This window comes from Mycobacterium sp. (assembly GCF_032161845.1).
In the GTDB taxonomy this organism is placed as follows: domain Bacteria; phylum Actinomycetota; class Actinomycetes; order Mycobacteriales; family Mycobacteriaceae; genus Mycobacterium.
The window spans coordinates 1-16,093 of sequence record NZ_JAVRQA010000011.1 but is presented as its reverse complement, the minus strand read 5'-3'; the positions used below and the strand labels follow the sequence as shown (position 1 = coordinate 16,093).

The 16,093-nt window shown below is 67.2% G+C and carries 12 protein-coding genes; 2 read left to right on the top strand and 10 right to left on the bottom strand.

All coding sequences use genetic code 11. The features are described from left to right. Both QOD90_RS00600 and QOD90_RS00595 read right to left on the bottom strand, forming a co-directional pair. On the bottom strand, positions 1-304 hold a 304-nt coding region (locus tag QOD90_RS00600), incomplete at its 3' end, for an NAD(P)H-binding protein (RefSeq protein WP_526345619.1). 72 nt (positions 305-376) lie between these two features. Further along, positions 377-811 (bottom strand): cupin domain-containing protein, encoded by a 435-nt coding sequence (locus QOD90_RS00595; RefSeq protein WP_526345617.1) that lies wholly within the window; start codon positions 809-811, stop codon positions 377-379. 49 nt (positions 812-860) lie between these two features. Here QOD90_RS00595 and purM point away from each other — a divergent pair, with 49 nt between their 5' ends. After that, a complete protein-coding gene (gene purM / locus QOD90_RS00590; protein ID WP_526345615.1) occupies positions 861-1,940 on the top strand; it encodes a phosphoribosylformylglycinamidine cyclo-ligase in 1,080 nt (359 codons plus the stop codon). A 36-nt stretch (positions 1,941-1,976) separates the two neighbouring features. On the opposite strand, the gene QOD90_RS00585 is transcribed toward purM, so the two are convergent. Continuing rightward, positions 1,977-2,165 (bottom strand): DUF3073 family protein, encoded by a 189-nt coding sequence (locus QOD90_RS00585; RefSeq protein ID WP_526345613.1) that lies wholly within the window; start codon positions 2,163-2,165, stop codon positions 1,977-1,979. A gap of 146 nt (positions 2,166-2,311) precedes the next feature. Next, entirely contained in the window at positions 2,312-3,391 is a 1,080-nt protein-coding gene (gene ygfZ / locus QOD90_RS00580; RefSeq protein WP_526345611.1) for a CAF17-like 4Fe-4S cluster assembly/insertion protein YgfZ, read from the bottom strand. A gap of 43 nt (positions 3,392-3,434) precedes the next feature. On the opposite strand from ygfZ, the gene QOD90_RS00575 reads away from it, so the two are divergent. Next, on the top strand, positions 3,435-4,292 hold the full coding sequence (locus tag QOD90_RS00575) for an aminodeoxychorismate lyase (RefSeq protein ID WP_526345609.1): 858 nt from the start codon (positions 3,435-3,437) through the stop codon (positions 4,290-4,292). 248 nt (positions 4,293-4,540) lie between these two features. Here the strand turns inward: QOD90_RS00575 and QOD90_RS00570 are convergent, their stop codons facing one another. From QOD90_RS00570 to QOD90_RS00545, 6 genes are all read right to left on the bottom strand, one after another. Next, on the bottom strand, positions 4,541-12,640 hold the full coding sequence (locus QOD90_RS00570) for a nuclear transport factor 2 family protein (protein ID WP_526345607.1): 8,100 nt from the start codon (positions 12,638-12,640) through the stop codon (positions 4,541-4,543). Then, positions 12,640-13,701: an oxidoreductase family protein gene (locus QOD90_RS00565; RefSeq protein ID WP_526345605.1), complete on the bottom strand. Its 1,062-nt coding sequence runs from the start codon at positions 13,699-13,701 to the stop codon at positions 12,640-12,642. The genes QOD90_RS00570 and QOD90_RS00565 overlap by 1 nt, the downstream gene beginning before the upstream one ends. 102 nt (positions 13,702-13,803) lie before the next feature. After that, positions 13,804-14,241 (bottom strand): Crp/Fnr family transcriptional regulator, encoded by a 438-nt coding sequence (locus QOD90_RS00560; RefSeq protein WP_526345603.1) that lies wholly within the window; start codon positions 14,239-14,241, stop codon positions 13,804-13,806. Positions 14,242-14,347: 106 nt separating this feature from the next. Then, on the bottom strand, positions 14,348-14,992 hold the full coding sequence (locus QOD90_RS00555) for a nitrobindin family protein (RefSeq protein ID WP_526345621.1): 645 nt from the start codon (positions 14,990-14,992) through the stop codon (positions 14,348-14,350). Between the two features lie 223 nt (positions 14,993-15,215). Then, positions 15,216-15,518: a DUF1416 domain-containing protein gene (locus tag QOD90_RS00550; protein ID WP_526345601.1), complete on the bottom strand. Its 303-nt coding sequence runs from the start codon at positions 15,516-15,518 to the stop codon at positions 15,216-15,218. Between the two features lies 1 nt (position 15,519). Then, the coding region (locus QOD90_RS00545; RefSeq protein ID WP_526345599.1) for a sulfurtransferase at positions 15,520-16,093 on the bottom strand (574 nt) is incomplete at its 5' end.

Sequence of the window (16,093 nt, the reverse complement as noted above, 5' to 3'; positions counted from 1 at the left end):
CGGCGGCGACGTTGTGCGCCGACTCCTCCTCTGCGCGGACGAAGTCGGATGACGTGCCCATCGAGTGAACTAGGTAGTAGACGACGTCCACGCCGTCGAACGCTTCGACCAACGAATCGGGATCGCTCAGGTCGCCACGCACTACCTCGGCCTTGTCGCGCCAGGGTGCGTCGCGCAGTTTCTCCGGCTTGCGCGCCAACGCCCGCACCGTGTGACCGCGGTCCACCAGCAGCGCGGCAAGATGCCCGCCGATGTACCCGGTTGCCCCCGTCACCAGTGAACGGCCTGACTCAACGTCCGACACCTAGCCTCCGTCCGTCGCGTGTGCTACCGAAGTATTCGGAGCAGACATGGGTACAGATGTCCGCCGGAGGACTTACTCAAACGGACATCCGGGGTTGGGCGCGTCCACCGACAGCGGAGCACCTGCGGCGTCGATGTAGACCACCCACATCACGACGGGCTCCGTGCCGAGGTTGCGGCCGATGTGTACGTGGTCCGGACCGCTCCCCTCGGTGATCGGGGCGCCCGCCGGGTAGATGCCGTCGACGGAGCAGTCCGCAAAGTCGTGGGTCAGCGTTCCTGCCCGGATCACGCCGAATACCCGGCCGGGATGCCAGTGCCACCCCGTGCTCCCGCCCGGCGCGATGGTGATCTGTTTGGTGATGTAGTCGTGTCCGTCGACGGTGGCCTGCGACAGCGTCTCCGCAGCCACGCCGACGCCGGGCGTGGCGGATGCCGGGGCTGCCGAACCGGTTGGCACCAGGATGACCGCCGCTGCGGCGGGCACCAGCCAACGAAGACCGTCCATGGTCGGTCAGCGTGTCACAGCATCTCGGCGACCGGTACCCTTGGGCGCGATGAGCGAGGATCAGCGGGCCGGCGACAGCGGCGCCTCCTACGCATCTGCCGGAGTGGACATCGAGGCGGGTGACCGCGCGGTCGAATTGTTCAAACCGCTTGCGAAGAAGGCCACCCGACCGGAGGTACGGGGAGGCCTTGGCGGCTTCGCGGGGCTATTCGCCTTGAGGGGCGGATATCGCGAGCCACTGTTGGCGTCGTCCACCGACGGCGTCGGCACCAAGCTGGCGATCGCCCAGGCAATGGACAAACACGACACGGTCGGCCTGGACCTGGTGGCGATGGTCGTCGACGACTTGGTGGTCTGCGGGGCCGAACCGCTGTTCCTGCAGGACTACATAGCTGTCGGCCGCACCGTGCCCGAACGCGTCGCCGAGATCGTGTCGGGCATCGCCGACGGCTGCGTCATGGCCGGGTGCGCACTTCTCGGCGGTGAGACGGCCGAGCACCCCGGCCTGATGTCGCCTGACCACTACGACATCTCCGCGACGGGGGTTGGCGTGGTCGAGGCCGACGACGTCCTTGGTCCCGATCGGGTCAAGCCGGGTGACGTGATCATCGCGATGGCCTCGACCGGACTGCACTCAAACGGGTACTCCCTGGCCCGCAAGGTGCTGCTGGAGATCGACCGGGGCAATCTGGCTGGGCACGTCGAGGAATTCGGCCGCACGCTGGGCGAAGAGCTTCTCGAGCCGACGCGCATCTACGCCAAGGATTGCCTTGCGTTGACCGCCGAAACCCAGGTGCGGACGTTCTGCCACATCACGGGTGGGGGACTCGCCGGCAACCTGGAGCGCGTCATTCCCAACGGGTTGAGCGCCGAATTGGACCGCGGCACTTGGACGCCCGCCCCGGTGTTCGCGATGATCGCCCAGCGCGGACGCATCGAGCGCGCGGAGATGGACAAGACGTTCAACATGGGCATCGGCATGGTCGCCATCGTCGCGCCGGAGGACACCGACCGTGCGTTGGCGATCTTGACTGCTCGGCACCTGGACTGCTGGACACTCGGCACCGTCAAGAAGGGTGGCAAGGGAAAGTCCCGCGCGCAGTTGGTCGGGCAGCACCCGAGATTCTGAACGCGGGACCGTCGTACCGGGTCTGAGGGGGACCGCTCAGCGGCGCCAGTCGTCGTCGTCGACCCAGAGGTCTTCGACCGGCTTGTCGCCAGTCAAAACGTCCGGCTCGGGGGAACCGGGACCACCCAGTTCCTGCTGTAACCGTTGGAAATCGGTTTGCGGCGAGCTGTACTTAAGGTCACGTGCAACCTTGGTCTGCTTCGCCTTCGCCCGGCCGCGGCCCATAGGGGACCCCCTCGCGCAATAACGGAGCGGCCCGATTAGCAGGCGGCTCCGATCTGAGTGTGTTTATCGTCCTGTCAACACTTTACCGTGTCCGCCGGTCTCATGCTGGCAGGCCCATCCCCGCGGCGAGCGCGACGACTCGAAGTTCAACGCTGATGGCTCCGCAGACGTTCCACGGCAAGCCGTCCGGCGCCCGCCTCGGCCGCCGCGGGCATCGAATCCGGATCGATCAGGGCGCTCACGGCGGTCTCGCCGCCGGTCGTCAACTGCGTGTCGGCGGGCACCCCGCGCTTGACCAACGCCACGGCGATCGGGCCGAGGTCGACGTGGTCGACGACGGTTCCAAGCCGCCCGATCGGGCGTCCACCAGCCAGAACCGGATCGCCGGTCGCGGGACGGTCTGCCGAGCCGTCCAAGTGCAGCAAGACGAGCATTCGCGGGGGCTTGCCCAGATTGTGGACGCGAGCCACGGTTTCCTGGCCGCGGTAGCAGCCCTTGTCGAGGTGAACGGCGCCATCGCCCGGCCCACCGATCCACCCGACTTCGTGCGGGATCGTTCGGTCGTCGGTGTCGACCCCGAGTCGGGGGTGCAGTCCCGCTGCGCGATGTGCCTCATAGGCCCACACGCCCGCAGGCTGGATGCCTGCGGCGATCAGCCGGTCCCACCAGGCGGCCTTGGCGCTGCGCGGCACCAGCAGGTCGACCTCATCCGCGCGCAGCGTGCGAATGAATCCGCCGTCCGCCAGGGGAACTGCCGTTCCCTCGGTCGGAAGCGCTGGCACGCCGATGGCCTCGAGCACCGCGGGGCTGCCCAGATGCGGACCAATCAGGGAAAGCACCGCAAGATCGGCGGGGTCGGCGACGACGTCGGCCCAGAAGATCATCTTGCGGAGATAGGTCAGTAATGCTTCACCTCGCCACGGTTCGGTGTCGATGACGGTGACGCCGTCAAGCTGCGTCTGCAGCCAGTGATCTTCGACACGACCCTGCACGTCGAGGCTCAGGTTCTCCACGACGGCGCCGTCGGGAAGGTCACTCACGTGCTGGGTGGAGATCGTGTGCAGCCACTTCTGGCGTTCAGCGCCGGTGAGCTGGATGGTCGCGCGATGCGAGCGGTCCACCACGACGACGTCGGTCTCCGCGGCGCGCTGCTCGCCCAACGGGTCGCCGTAGTGCCATGTGGCGCCGGCGTCGGGTCCGGACTCGGGAGCTGGGATTGCGGACATCCTTCCAGCCTACGGAGGTGTCGCGGCATTACCCTCATGCCTAGTGAGGACCCGCAGCGAGATCGTCGTGACGCTCGACGGCGAGGTCGTGACGACAGACCATCCCGTCGGGTACGTCGACGACCCCATGTTCGCCCGCGGGGACGGCGTGTTCGAGACGCTGCTGGTCCGGGACGGGCGGGCGTGCCTGCTCGACGCGCATCTGGAACGGCTGGCGCGTTCCGCGGCGATCGTCGGGTTGCCGCGGCCCGAACCGGCCCGGTGGCGCGCTGCCGCGCTCGGTGCGTGTGCGCAGTGGACCGACGGTGGCGACGCGGTGTTGAGGCTGGTGTTCGGACGCAGACGCGACGGTGGATCGACGGGCTTCGTCACCCTCTCGAAGCTGCCCGACCGGGTACTGGTGTCGCGGCGCGACGGGGTGTCGGCGATGACGCTGGATCGTGGGGTGACGGTGGGCCAAGGGGCCCCGGCGCCGTGGTCGATCGCGGCGGTGAAGTCGCTTTCCTACGCCGTCAATGCCGCGGCCCTGCGGCAGGCCGAACGTCACGGCGTCGACGAGGTGCTCTTGGTCAGCGCGGACGGATTCGTCCTGGAGGGCCCGCGGTCGAGCGTGGTGATCGTCGACGGGGACGGAGCGTTGGTGACGCCGCCGACGACGCTGCCGATCCTGGCAGGCACCACGGTTCGGGCAGTATTCGACGTGGCCTTACGGCGCGGCAGTCGTTGTGAACAACGATCCCTTCGAGTCGGTGATCTGCTTGTCGCCCAGGGGGTTTGGCTGTTGTCCAGTGTCACGCTCGCGGCGCGGGTGCACACCTTGGACGGCGCGTTACTGCCCGTTGCGGCCGACGCGTTCGACATGGCGACGACCGTGGACGAAGCGGTGGGCGGACCGTCCTGACCGATGCTCGAAAATCGGTTGTCGGCCCAAGGCTCGGGGAGTACCTTCGGATTTACACGTGAAAGGAGGTGGTCCGAGAATTTGATTGACTCATGGACAAGTGAGGTGGCTGCCCGCTAGCAGCACCGGGTGTTTACCAGCGTGCGCTGGCGAATTCCCTGCAGTCACCCGGCCCCCGAGCCCCTCGGTCCGTCCAACCAGGAACCAAAGGCTCGGGGGCCGCTCCATGTCCAAGGGGCCTTGCCGCCTTAGGGCGTGGTCGGCTCCGCCGAGCGTTCCTCGGCGTAGGCGAATGCCGCTTCCTCGTCGTCCACCTCGAAGATGCACATCGACGCCATCCGCCCGGCGCGGACCTCGGTCACCAAGAGCATGGACCACGCGTACTGCTCGCCATCTCGCCCGACGGCTGTCCGCTCGAGACGATCAACGACCCACGTCGGCGACAACCAGCACACGGCAGCGCTCCACACCCGTACCGAGGCCACCATCGCCCTGAGCTCTTGCAAGGTGTTGCGAAATTCGGCCGCCGAGAGGTCGGTGAACAGCGCGTGCGACCGGTTCTGGGTTCGGAACTCCGGGGCGACGAAGTCGTCGAAGAACCGGTCGACCTCTCCGCGGTTCAACGCGAGGACTGCCTCGGTGACCGTGGCACCCGATTCGGCGTACGCCGCGCCTTCCCCGGCGTAGTAGCGCCGTTCGAGCTCGCGGTAGGCCCCGTCGAAGTCGTCCTCGTCGAAACGGCCTTCGTAGGCGATGCGTCCGTCGTCGCCGACCTCGTGCACGATCAGATAGGTCGTCTCGTAGCCGGAGTCGTTCGACCACTTGGTCCAGACTAGGTGCAGGTGCTCACCTCGCACCGCCTGCGTGCGCGACTCGAAGTGGTTGTACTGGTCGAGGATGCGTTCGTGGGAGGTGCGTAGATCATCGAGCGGGTTACCGCCCAGCCGTCGCCGATCGTCGTACTCGAACTGCTCGGCGTAACACGCGACAGCGGCTTCGACATCACGAACCCCCGCCGCCGTTGCCAGCTCATCCCCCGTCTGAGTGGCCCGGTTGGTCACCGCTAGGCGGCTGCTACTCGCCCGCATCCGCTCCTCGGCGTAGGCGAACGCGGCCTCTTCGTCCTCGACGTCGAACTGGCATAGCGACGCGGCACGCCCGCCGCGGGCCTCGCTGACGTAGAGCCACGACCACGTGTACAGCTCGCCGTCCGGTCCGACGGCTTCGCGCTCGCTGCGAACCACTAGCCAGGTCGGCGAGAGCCAACAAATGGCTGAGTTCCACGCCGTCACGGAGGTCACCATCGCGTTCAGCTCCTCGACGCTGGTTCGAAACTCACCGATCGTGCGATCGCCGAAGACTGAGCGCGACCGGTTCTCGATGTACGCGTCGGGGGTAGTGAAGTCGCCGAACGCGTGGTCGAGATCGCCGCGGTTGATGGCGACTATGTAGTCGGCTTGGCGCAAACCGACTTCGGCGAACGCAGCACCCTCGCCCGCGTAGTAACGGCGCTCAAGCTCGGTGTATGCGCCTTCGAAGTCATCCGCGTCGAAGCGGCCCTCATAGACGACTTGGTCGTCATCGCCGACTTCGTACACCTGGAGCTGGACGGTCTCGTTGCCGGAGGCGTCCGACCAACGGCCCCTCAGCAGCGCAAGGTGCGTACCCCGAACGGCCAGGGTGCTTCCCTCGAAGTCGGAGTACTGCTCGAGAACACGTTGAGCGGCAGCGAGGAATTCGGCTGTGCCGCGGATGGGATCACCGCTGAATCGCCGCCGATCGTCGTAGACGATTCGATCCGAGTAATGCCGGGCCACGGCGTCGATGTCCCGGTTGGCCATGGCACGGCGCACGCGAGCCCACGTCTGGCTGGCCCGGTTCGTCACCGCCAGTCGGCTGGAAGCAGCCCGCACTTGCTCCTCGGCATGGGCGAACGCCGCCTCCTCGTCGTCGACTTCGAAACGACAAAGCGACGCCAGCAGTCCGTTGCGGAGCTCGATGACCTGAAGCCTCGCCCACGAGTAGATTTCGCCATCGTGCCCGACGGCTTCCCGTTCGAAGCGCGCAACGGCCCAGGCGGGGGATACCCACTCCAACGCCGAGCTCCATGACCGCGCCGAGGCGACCATGGCGTACAACTCCTCGAACGTGGCGCGAAGGTCGGTGGCCGACGGATCTCCAAAGAGCGACAACGACCGATTCTCGACACGCATGTCGGGATCGGTGAGCTCGTTGAACAGCCGGTCGAAATCACCTTGGTTGAGTGCGGTTACCCATTCGGTCCCGATCGCACCCTGCTCGGCGAATGCCGCTCCTTCGCCCGCGTAGTAGCGCTGTTCGAGCTCGCGGTAGGCGCCCTCGAAGTCGTCCTCGTCGAAGCGGCCCTCGCAGATCATCCGACCGTCATCGCCGACTTCGAAGACGTGAAGATATGCCGTCTCATTTCCCGCGCCATCCGACCAACGACTCCAGTGCAGGCTGAGACGCTCGCCCCGAACTGCCAGCGTATGCCATTCAGCCTCGCTGTACTGCAAGAGGATTCGCTCGAAGGCGGCTCGCAACTCGGTGGTTCCGCGGACGGGGTCACCGGTGAGCCGTCGGCGATCGTCGTAGACGTATCGCTCCGTGAAGAACGCCATCGCCGTGTCGACATCAGCGGTTCGCAATGCCGCGACTATGGCTTGGATCGTCTCGCAGGACCGGTTCGTGACCGCCAGCCGACTGGTGCTCGCCTGAGCCAACTCTGCGGCGTAGGCGAACGCGGCTTCCTCGTCACCGGGCTCGAACTGGCAGACCCTCGCGAGTTGCCCAGCCTGAAACTCGCACACGTGCAACCGGGTCCACGCGTAATCCTCGCCGTCGAGTCCCACCGCTTCGCGCTCGAGGCGGTTCACCAGCACGTCCGCCGACACCCACGAGGCGGTCGCATTCCACGTCCGGGCCGAGGTGACCAGTGCGTTCAGCTGTTCGAAACTCGCGCGAAGCTCATTCGCCGAGCGGTCGGTGAAGAGCGCCCGCGACCGGTTTTCAACGCGCAGGTCGGCTCTGCTGAGTTCGCCGAAGACCGTGTCGAGTTCACCTCGGTTGAGAGCAAGCGGCCATTCCGTGGCCGTGCCGCCCGCGCCGGCGAACGGCAATCCCTCGCCTGAGTAATAGCGCCGTTCGAGCTCGCGATACGCGCCCTCGAAGTCGTCCTCGTCGAAGCGCCCCTCGTAGACCTGCTGCCCGTCGTCGTCGATCTCGAACACGTGCAGGTAGGTCGTCTGATTGCCGGCATCGTCTGACCAACGGCTCCAATACAGATTCAGAAATTCGCCACGAACCGCCAGGAGGCGAAATTCGAAATCGTTGTACTGCTGCAGGATTCGCGCCGCGGCCGCTCGGAGCTCGACCTGCCCGCGGACGGGATCACCACTGAGTCGTCGACGATCGTCGTACACCAGCCGATCGGAGAAGCAGCGCAAGACCCCATCGGCGTCATTGGTCCGGAACGCCCGGTAGAGGGCGTTTACCGCCTCGCAGGACTGGTTCGTGAGCACCATCTTGCTGGTCGCCCCCGTCCGCTGCTCGGCGTGGGTGAACGCCGCCTCCTCGTCCTGCAGGTCGAACAAACACATCGACGCATTCCGCCCGTCGCGGACCTCCACCACGATGAGCCAGGACCAGCTGTACTCCTCACCCTCCCGCCCGACGCCCGTGCGCTCAGCGCGGACCACGCTGTACGTCGGCGACACCCAACACATGGCCGAGTTCCACGTCCGCACCGTGGCGAGCATCGCGGCGAGCTCCTCCAAACTCGCGCGAAATTCGCCTGCCGTGCGATCGGAGAACGCCGAGCGCGATCGATTTTCGACGCGCAGGTCAGGATTCGTGAGCTCGTCGAAGGCCCGATCGAAGTCACCCCGACCAACGGCGAGTATCCATTCGGTCTGGGTCGTCCCCGCTTCGGCGAACGCCGCTCCCTCCGCGGCGTAGAAGCGCAGCTCGAGCTCGCGGTACGCGGTGTCGAAGTCGTCCCCGTCGAAGCGGGCCTCATAGTCGAGGAACCCGTCGTCGCCGATCTCGGACACGTGCAGCCAGGTCGTCTGGTTGCCAGCGTCGTCCGACCAACGACTCCAATGCAAACAGGACTGGTCACCTCGAACTGCGAGCGTGCGCCACTCAAAGTGGTTGTAGTGTTCGAGAACTCGCTCAGTCGCAGCCTTCAACCCGACCTTTCCGCGGATCGGGTCCCCGCTGAGCCGCCGACGATCGTCGTACACGACCCGATCCGAGAAGAACGCCATTCCGCCTTCGACGTCATGTGCCTGCAGGGCCGTGAACATTGCGCGCCACGCTTCGCTGGCACGATTCGCCACCGCAAGCCGACTTCCAGTCGCCGCTGCCAGCTCCTCGGCGTGCGCGAACGCCGCGCCCTCGTCGTCGAGTTCGAAGTGACGAACCGACGCAACGATCCCATCGCGGAGCTCGACCACGGCGAGCCGCGTCCAGGCGTACTGCTCGCCGTCGTGCCCGACGGCCTCCCGATCCTGGCGGGTTACGCCCCAAACCGGCGAGAGCCAGCACACCGCCGAATTCCACGTCCGCGACGAGGCGACCGCGGTGTCGAGCTTGGGGAACGGCGAGCCCGACGGGTTCTCCCCACGCATCTCGGCGGAGGCCAGAATCCACTCGGCCTCGGCCGTATTCGCTTCGATGTCCGCCGCGCCCTCCCCGGCGCAGTAGCGTCGGACCAACTCCCGGTAGGCGCCGTCGAAATCGTCGTCGTCGAAGCGGGATAGGTAGGTGACGTGTCCGCTGTCGTCGGTCTCGGCCACGTCGAAACTCGTCGTCTCGTTTCCGTCGTCATCCGAGTAGCGATTCCTGGCAAGGGCCAAGCGCTGACCACGGACCGCTAACACGCGACTGTCAAACCGGGTGTACTGCACGAAGACCTGCGTGATCGCCGCCCGCATCGCGTCGTGGCCATGCACCGGGGCGCCGCTGATTCGCCGGTGATCGTCGTAGACGAACTCGTCTGCGTAGCTTCGGAGGACGCCGTCGACGTCACCGGCCCGCATCGCGCCGTTGAATTCTTCCATCAGCTTGCGGCACTCGTTCGTCACCGGTAGCCGCGACGCGGGAGCCGCAGCCGGCGACGGCAACGGCGCAGGGGCGGCAGGCGAATGCGGCCGGCCGATGGCACTCGCCACCTCCTTGGCGGCATACAACGCATCGGCGTCACTGCGAGCGTCGTTGGCGCCCTTCCCATCGCCGACGGCGTCGAGCACCCGGCTCAGGGAAAGACAAGCAAGGGCGTGGTCGAGCACCAGGTCCGTCCCGGCCGCGACGGCAACCGCCTCCCTGGCGATGACGCCGGCCTCGTCGTGCCTGCCCTGGGCCGCCAGGATCTCACCCCGCACGGCGCGCCAGGCGATGGCCGTCTTCAGGTTGTAGCCGGCGAGGCGCTGGCTCTCCGCTGCGTGCCGGTCGGCTTCCTCGACCCGTCCCTGCGCGAGTACGGATCTCGCCAGCAGTGCGGCCGCCAGGCCAGCGTCGGCCCCGACTCCCAAGGCGTCCAAGCCTTCCAGGGCGGTTCGGAAGTGCGGCTCGGCGGCGACTTGGTCGCCTTCCATCGACTCGATGATGCCTGCGAACAGTTCGGTCTCCATCAACCCGTGGCGCAGGCCGAGGTCGGCGACCACCTGGCGGGCGTCGGCCAGCATCGTCCGTGCCTTGACCGGGCGTCCCCGGAGTAGCTCCAGTACTGCCAGGCAGCGCAACGACGTTGCCTCGAGCGATGGCGCGGCCGTTGTTATCCGTTGCATGCGCACCACGTCGAGACAGCGGCCGCCGGCCTTCGGCACCGGGCTCGGACCCCACAGCGCGGCACTCGGCGCAGCGCCCAGCGCCGCGGTGATCTGTCGGTGGTCCCCGCTCTTCCGCGCCGCGTTGAGCGCTTCGAACAGGTCGAGTTCGCAGTCACCGATCCGGCCGAGACGGGCCCGCGCGCCCGCGCGCACCCGGTGTGCCTTGGCCAGCCCCGCCGAATCGTTGCGGCGGGCGAACTCGTCGATCGCGCCCTGGAGGCGCGCGTCGACCTCGAGCAATCGGTCCGGGTCGGTGTAGACGACGAACTGACAGCGGTAGCAGGTCGACCACGGCGCGAGCGCGTCGCGTGCGATGCGCTCGAGATCGTCGACGAGCGGCGCACCTGCCACGACGTCACCTGCGGACAGGAGGGCTTCGCAGCCGATGAGCAGGAGTTCGGCGTGAAGCGCGGCGTCGTCAGCCGCCAGGGCAGCGCCGCGAGCGGCCTGGGCACCCGCGGAAACCAGCTCGTCGCGGTCCAGGGCGCGCCGCGCCGACGCGGCGTAATGACGGGCCGAGCGCAGCGCGAGACCACCGGCGCGCTCGTCGACCGTGCCGAGCTCGAGTCGGTAGTCGCGGGCAGCCTCCAGATGCCGGGCGATCATCTCGTCGGCGTCGAACGCCACGCTCCGCCCGCCCGCTTCCACCCAGTCGGCGAGCCGTTCGTGGAGGTCTGCGCGGTCCGACTTCAGCAACCGGCGGTAGGCGACGTCGCGGACCAGCACGTGGTGAAAGCGCCAGACCGGCTCGTCGCCAAGGTAGGCGCCGCTCGGCTGGGCGAGTTCGAGTCGACGAAGCCGGTCGAGAGACGTCTGGACCCCCGCGGCGCCGCTGCCGGCAAGCGCGCGCACGGTGCCAAGCGAGAAGTCGGTGCCGATGACCGAGGCCAGCTCGAGGATTCGTCGATCTGCGGCGTCGAGCCGTTCCAGCCGCGAGGCCAGGAGAGCATGGATGGTCGGCGGAACGGTGATGGCGTCGACGTCGATCGTGAGGCGCCAGCCCGCAGGCTCGGAGACCAGCACCCCGTCGTGCGCGAGCATTCCGATCAGCTCGCGCACGAACAGGGGATTGCCGCCCGTGGATGCCGGGAGACGGCGGAGGAGATCGTCCGGCAACCGGGTGGCGCCGAGCACGTTGGCAGCGAGTTCGGCGGTCTCCCCGGCGTCGAGGCCACTCAGGTGCAGTGCCTCGGACAGCCACCGGCTGGCGGTGACGAGATCGGGCCGGATCTCGCGCAGCTCGGGCCGGGCGAGGGCCAGCACGCAGACCGGTACCTCCTTCACCCATTCGACGAGATGTTCGATGAAGTCGAGCAGCAGGGTGTCGGCCCATTGGATGTCGTCGAGGACGAGGAGCACCGGCCCGTCCGACGCCAGCACCTCGACGAACCGGCGCAAAGCCCAGAAGTTCTCCTCGACCGATCCTGGGTCGCCCGTGGCCAGGCCGTTGAGATCGCGGAGCAGACGATCCCGCTCGGGAACGCTTGCGGGAACGTCGGTTTCGAGATCACGGGCCCGCAGCACCTCGATGATCGGAGCCAGCGCGACGGTCCGCTCGACGTCGCAGCGGGCCGCCACGACTCGGGTATCGGCCCTGGCTTGGATGAACTCGGCCGCCAACCGGCTCTTGCCGACGCCGGGGTCGCCAAGGACCGTGACCAACCGGGCCGCCCGCCCGGCGACCGCATCGTCGAAGACGGCCTGCAGTCGCCGGACCTCGTCGGCCCTGCCGACGAACGGAGCGGTGTCGGTGGCCTCCGCCTGCCGATCGAGCCACTGGTACACCGCGACGGGTGCGGTTCGCCCCTTCACCTGCACCCGGCCGAGGGATTCGTAACGGTAGTGGCCGCGGGTCGACCGCCACGTCTCCTCACCGACCACGACCTGTCCGCGGGGACACTCCGCCTCGAGTCGGGCGCCGACGTTCAGCGCATCGCCGACCAGATCGGCGTCACCGGCGCCCACCACGACCTCGCCGGTGTTGACCGCGACCCGTAGAGCGAGCTCGACGCCGTGGGTTTCGGCCACCCGCGCGGTGAGGTCGACGAAGCGCTCCTGCAATTCGACCGCATTGTCGACGGCGTGGGCTGCGTCATCGGGCCCGACCTCCGGAACGCCCCAGACCGCCATGAATCCGTCGCCGATGTACTTCGTGACGCCTGCCCGATGCCGCTCCGCGGTCGAACGCAGCAAGTCGTGATAACGCCCGATGACTTCGCGCGCCGTCTCCGCGTCGACCTTCTCCTCGAAGCTGGTCGAACCGGCTAAGTCGGCGAACATGACCGTCACCGTCTTGCGTACGGGACCGGCCGCCGGGACGTCGTGCGCCGGCCCGTCGAGCGGTGCGCCACAGCCGCGGCAAAATCGCGCGGTCGCATTGGCTTCCACGCCGCATGCCGCACAACCGCGTGCCAGCGAGGCACCGCAGCGTTCGCAGAAGTGAGCGTCCTCGTCGTTAGGTGCGCCGCAGGCGGAGCAGGCCCGTGACTGCCCGACCATCAGTCCGGCCTCAGCGACAGACCGTCATGATCCTCGATCGCCGCCATGGCACCGTCGAGCATGGTGTGACACAGCTCGAGGTGGCGTTCGTTGGCCAGCTCGATCCGGCCAGTGGCGATCACGGGGTAGACGAAGCACATCGTCGTGGTGAGTCGGTAGTCGCGTTGCAATTCGCTTGGGGGGTAGTCGATTCCGTGTTCGGCGAGGCACGAGGCATACTGCTCGAGCAGCCGGTCCTCACAGCTGCGCCGGGTGTCGACGGTGAGGCTCTGGCTCAGGAAATAACCCAAATCATATGCACCGCGGCCCTTCCCGGCGACCTGCCAGTCCAATGCCGTTACCGGTGGGTCGTCGGCACCGACGGCAAAGAACAGCTGGTCGAGCCTCAGGTCGCCGTGCAAGAAGGTCTGGGGATACCGAGCCAGCTCGTCGGTGAACCACGGGAGCAGCGACGGCAAACGCTCGCCGAAGTCGCGCATCGCCGGGGACATGTCGGACCCGATGAGATCGAGGAACGTCGGCCAGGCGGCCTCGTAGTTTCCGATCACTCCCGATACGAAAGATGGTGCGTTGTATGGCTTCAACCATTGCAGCGAGTCGAGGCGATCGTTCTGCCACCAGTGCGCGTGATGATCGGCGAGGGCTGCGATCACGGTCTCGGCGTCCGCCGCGCTGCATCCGACGTTCTGATCGGCTCGACGGAGGTGGCCCAGATCCTCGAGCACAAGGACGAAGTCATGGCTGGCCTCGTCGAAGGCGGCGAAGAAGGGCCGGGCCGGCGGCAGCGGGTTGGAAAGCCCGATCTCCTGATAGAAGCGGACCTCGCGCAGGTAGAACTCGAGACCCTCACACAGCGTCGTTCGAACCTTCGTGTCGAGCATGGGAAGTTTGACGACCACGGTTGCGGGCACCCCGGGTCCCCCGTCGAGATGGGCACGGAACAGGCGGCCGAGCAGCCCCACGCCGATGGCGATCTGCTCGAGCTCGCACGCTCGCACGTCGGCCTTCAGGACATTGCTGAGCCATGCCGCCGTGACGGACTCGGGATCGACGGGAATCATCTGCGCACCCGCTCGCCTTCCCCGTTACCTCGCCGCCGACTCGATCGACGAGATCAGGAAGTCGTCAGCAGGTGTGTGCTGGGCCGGCCGAGATGCAAGATCTCAACTCGAATCGGTGGTCGCCGACCCCGAGACGTGTCGGGCGACGGTCTCGTCCATCAGCTCACGAAGTGCGGGCATGTCGTTCACCAAGCGGACGACGTCGTCACGCGCGATGTGCAGCACCTCCGCCCGGCCGACCGTCGTCACGGTGGCGTTACGGAGTTTCCCACTGCGGAAAACCGATTCCCCGATCACTTCACCCGCCCCCACGACGGCAACGCGGTCTCGGCCGACATACACTCCGGCCTCGCCGCTGAGCAGGATGTAGCAGGCGTCTGACGGCGTCTGCTCTCGAATCAGCGGCCACGGTCCGGAGGTGGAGGTGCGATGTGCTGCCCGAACGAGGCGTAGGAGGTCGTCGTCGGAGAACGTCGCGAACGCGTCGAACTCACGCAACCGACGGGCATCTTCCTCGAACCCCTTCACGTCGGCGCTCATAGTGGATCCCCCCGGTTCGCGATGTAAACACCTGACCTGGCAGAGCCTAGCGGCTGGCCCTCGTCTGCAGATCGGAACGGACACGCAAGTTTGCGCGCCGCTTTCCCTAGCCGACGTGCCGCGACAGGCGTGCGGACAGATGTGGAATCAGTCCGCCGTCGGCGTCGACTCTCTCCTCGACGTACGCGAGGTCGCCGCCTTCGACGATGCCGTACAAGCGCTTGGCGCCTCCGACGAGAACGCCCGACTTGCTGCGGGCAAGCGCGTCGGTGGCCAGTTCCCACGACGACTGGTTGAGCGGGTGCCCGTAGAACAGCTCGACGTATCCGGCGGAATGAGCGAGAAGCAGCTCGATCGCTTGGGACTCCGCGGGATCGTCGGGGTCGTTCACGAATCGCCAGAATCCGGACTCGCGAAGCGACGGGCCCCGGTACTCGCCGGTGTCGGAGAGCAGCCAAGAGCGTGCTTCCCAATTGAGGTATTCGCCTCCGTCGTGGGAGACGACGATCTGTTGGCCGAATGGGTAGTCGCCGTCCACACCGCGACCCGTGCCCTCGCCGCGCCACACTCCGACGAGCGGCAGCAGGGCCAGTAGCGCGTCGTTGAGGCTGACACCTTCGCGAAGGTTGGCCGTGTCCGGGTGAACCGGCAGATCATCGAAGGCCGGGAGATTGCGTGCGGCCGTGACCTTGGCACGTTCGGCAGCGGCCTCGATCGCCCGGTCGGCTGAGCCTGGAACCACCGAACCCACCGAGTCCGGTGTCTCACCCGGGACTTCGGGGTTTTCGTCTGCCGTCACAACTCGTCGGTGACCAGCCGGTACACCGCATACAGGGCGAACCAGGTGATGACGACAGTTGCTGCGACGAGCATGATCTCGAAGAAGAGCACCACGCCGACGAGTCTATCCGGCGGGCAGGAGCGGAGCGACCGGGGGTTCAGCCCAGCCTCAGTGGTGCCACGACGCGCCGGGGCTAGGCGACCTTGACGTCGACCTCGTGGATCCCGGCGCCCGACGGTGCGACGCTGGCGTCTCCGTTGCCCGCAGGCGACAGGGCGCGCAGCGTCCACGTGCCTGGTGCGGCGAAGAACCGGAAGTCACCGGTCGCCGACGCGACGACCTCGGCGGTGAACTCGTCGGAGGCGTCGAGCAGGCGCACGAAGGCCCCGCCGACGGTCTGGCCGGCGCCGTCGACGACGCGGCCGGTGATGACCGTTTCCTTCTCGAGGTCAACGCTGGAGGGCAACGTCAGTCCTTGCTTCGGTGCAGAGCACATATCAACTTCCCAACTCGATCGGGGCACCCACCAGGGAGCCGTATTCAGTCCAACTGCCGTCGTAGTTCTTGACGTTGGTGTGGCCAAGGAGCTCCTGCAGGACGAACCAGGTGTGCGACGAGCGCTCACCGATCCGGCAGTAGGCGATGGTTTCCTTGGAACCGTCCAGGCCTGCCTCGGCGTACAACTTCTCGAGGTCGGCGTCGGACTTGAAGGTGCCGTCCTCGTTGGCCGCCTTGCTCCACGGGACGTTGATGGCGCTGGGGATGTGACCCGCCCGCTGGCTCTGTTCCTGAGGCAGGTGCGCGGGGGCGAGGATCTTGCCCGAGAATTCGTCGGGGGAGCGGACGTCGACCAGGTTCTTGGTGCCGATGGCGGCGATGACCTCGTCGCGGAAGGCGCGGATCGCGGTGTTGGGCGGGGCGGCGGCGTAGGACGTCGCCGGGCGGTTCACCGCGTCAGCGGTCAGCGAACGTCCGTCCAGCTCCCACTTCTTGCGGCCACCGTCGAGCAGCTTGACGTCCTGGTGGCCGTACAGCTTGAAGTACCAGTACGCGTAGGCGGCAAACCAGTTG